At 58.3% G+C, this 2,888-nt stretch carries 1 protein-coding gene; it reads right to left on the bottom strand.

All coding sequences use genetic code 11. The features are described 5' to 3' along the window. Positions 1-2,888: hypothetical protein (locus tag ICW23_RS19065; RefSeq protein WP_223152466.1), on the bottom strand; the 2,888-nt coding region annotated here is incomplete at both ends.

The following is a 2,888-nucleotide window of genomic DNA, read 5'->3' as shown; positions in this document are numbered from 1 at the left end:
AAACCGGACCAACGGGTGCAACAGGATCAACAGGAGTAACTGGTGAAACGGGTGCAACCGGAGTAACAGGAGCGACTGGAGAAACGGGACCAACAGGACCAACCGGAGTAACCGGTGTAACTGGAGCAACCGGCCCAACGGGTGCAACCGGAGTAGCTGGAGAAACAGGAGCAACCGGGGAAACAGGAACAACAGGAGCGACCGGAGTAACAGGCCCAACCGGCTCAACAGGAGAAACCGGCCCAACCGGAGTAACTGGAGTGACAGGAGAAACCGGATCGACTGGAGAAACGGGACCAACAGGTCCAACCGGAGCAACAGGATCAACCGGCTCAACCGGAGTGACAGGAGAAACCGGCCCAACAGGTCCAACTGGAGCGACTGGCTTAACAGGAGCAACAGGAGAAACAGGTCCAACCGGAGCAACAGGAGAAACTGGCCCAACCGGAGTAACTGGAGTGACAGGAGAAACCGGCCCAACCGGAGTAACTGGAGTGACTGGAGCAACCGGAGTAACAGGCTCAACCGGAGAAACGGGCCCAACAGGAGCAACTGGTGTAACAGGCTCAACCGGAGAAACCGGCCCGACAGGAGTAACTGGAGAAACCGGCCCGACAGGAGTAACTGGAGAAACCGGCCCGACAGGAGCAACCGGAGCAACCGGGGCAACTGGAGCAACCGGAGCGACCGGAGTAACAGGAGAAACCGGCCCAACCGGGGCGACAGGAGCAACCGGCCCAACAGGAGAAACAGGAGTAACCGGAGCGACTGGAGAAACGGGACCAACAGGAGAAACAGGAGCAACCGGAGCAACCGGGGCAACTGGAGAAACAGGAGCGACCGGAGTAACAGGAGAAACCGGCCCAACCGGAGCAACCGGGGCGACAGGAGCAACCGGCCCAACAGGAGAAACAGGAGTAACCGGAGCGACTGGAGAAACGGGAGCAACCGGATCAACCGGAGCAACAGGAGCAACAGGAGCAACAGGAGCAACCGGAGCAACAGGAGTAACCGGAGTAACCGGAGCGACTGGAGAAACGGGAGCAACCGGCTCAACCGGAGCAACAGGAGCAACAGGAGCAACAGGAGCAACAGGAGAAACAGGAGTAACCGGAGTAACCGGAGCGACTGGAGAAACGGGAGCAACCGGAGCAACCGGCTCAACCGGAGCAACAGGAGTAACTGGTGAAACAGGAGCAACAGGAGCAACCGGGGAAACAGGAGCGACAGGAGAAACGGGATCAACAGGAGTAACTGGTGTAACCGGATCAACAGGAGCAACAGGAGTAACCGGAGCAACCGGCTCAACTGGAGAAACTGGTTCAACCGGAGTGACTGGAGAAACCGGCCCAACGGGTCCAACTGGAGAAACAGGTCCAACCGGAGCAACCGGAGCAACAGGAGTAACCGGAGTAACCGGAGCGACTGGAGAAACGGGCCCAACCGGAGCGACAGGAGAAACGGGCCCAACAGGAGCGACTGGAGAAACGGGCCCAACAGGAGCGACTGGAGAAACGGGAGCAACCGGAGCAACAGGAGCAACAGGAGCAACAGGAGCAACAGGCTCAACCGGGGCAACTGGCGTAACCGGCTCAACTGGAGTAACAGGAGCGACAGGAGTAACTGGTGTAACCGGCTCAACTGGAGAAACTGGTTCAACCGGAGCGACTGGAGAAACTGGCCCAACCGGAGCAACAGGAGTAACTGGAGAAACGGGCCCAACAGGAGCAACAGGAGTAACTGGAGAAACGGGCCCAACAGGAGCAACCGGAGCAACAGGAGCAACAGGAGCAACAGGTATAACAGGAGTAACAGGAGCAACCGGCCCAACGGGTGCAACCGGAGTAACAGGAGCGACTGGAGAAACGGGACCAACAGGACCAACAGGAGCAACAGGTGTAACAGGAGCAACCGGCCCAACGGGTGCAACCGGAGTAACAGGAGTAACTGGTGAAACGGGCCCAACCGGCTCAACCGGAGAAACTGGTTCAACCGGAGTGACTGGAGTAACTGGTCCAACAGGAGCAACCGGAGCAACAGGAGTAACTGGTGTAACCGGAGCGACTGGAGAAACGGGATCAACAGGAGTAACTGGTGTAACCGGAGCGACAGGAGAAACGGGACCAACAGGACCAACCGGATCAACCGGGGCAACTGGTGTAACCGGCCCAACAGGAGCAACAGGAGCAACAGGAGTAACCGGCTCAACGGGTGCGACAGGAGAAACCGGCCCAACAGGTCCAACAGGAGCAACAGGAGTAACCGGCTCAACGGGTGCGACAGGAGAAACCGGCCCAACAGGTCCAACCGGAGCAACAGGAGTAACCGGTTCAACAGGATCAACAGGAGTAACTGGTGTAACCGGAGTGACTGGAGAAACGGGATCAACAGGAGTAACTGGTGTAACCGGAGCGACTGGAGAAACGGGACCAACAGGACCAACCGGAGTAACAGGAGTAACAGGAGAAACAGGAGCAACCGGAGCGACCGGAGTAACTGGAGCAACCGGCCCAACGGGTGCAACCGGAGTAACTGGTGAAACGGGTGCAACCGGAGTAACTGGTGAAACGGGTCCAACTGGAGAAACTGGCCCAACGGGTGCAACAGGAGCAACGGGAGTAACTGGCCCAACGGGTGCAACAGGAGCAACGGGAGTAACTGGTCCAACTGGAGAAACAGGAGCAACAGGAGCAACAGGCTCAACTGGTCCAACAGGCTCAACTGGAGAAACGGGACCAACAGGACCAACCGGAGTAACAGGAGTAACTGGAGCAACCGGCCCAACGGGTCCAACCGGAGTAACAGGAGCAACAGGAGTAACTGGTGTAACCGGCTCAACTGGAGAAACCGGCCCAACGGGTCCAACCGGGGCAACAGGCCCAACCGGC

It is taken from the genome of Bacillus sp. 1021 (assembly GCF_014534735.1).
Lineage (GTDB): Bacteria > Bacillota > Bacilli > Bacillales > Bacillaceae > Bacillus > Bacillus siamensis.
This window is presented reverse-complemented; position numbering and strand designations above follow the sequence as displayed.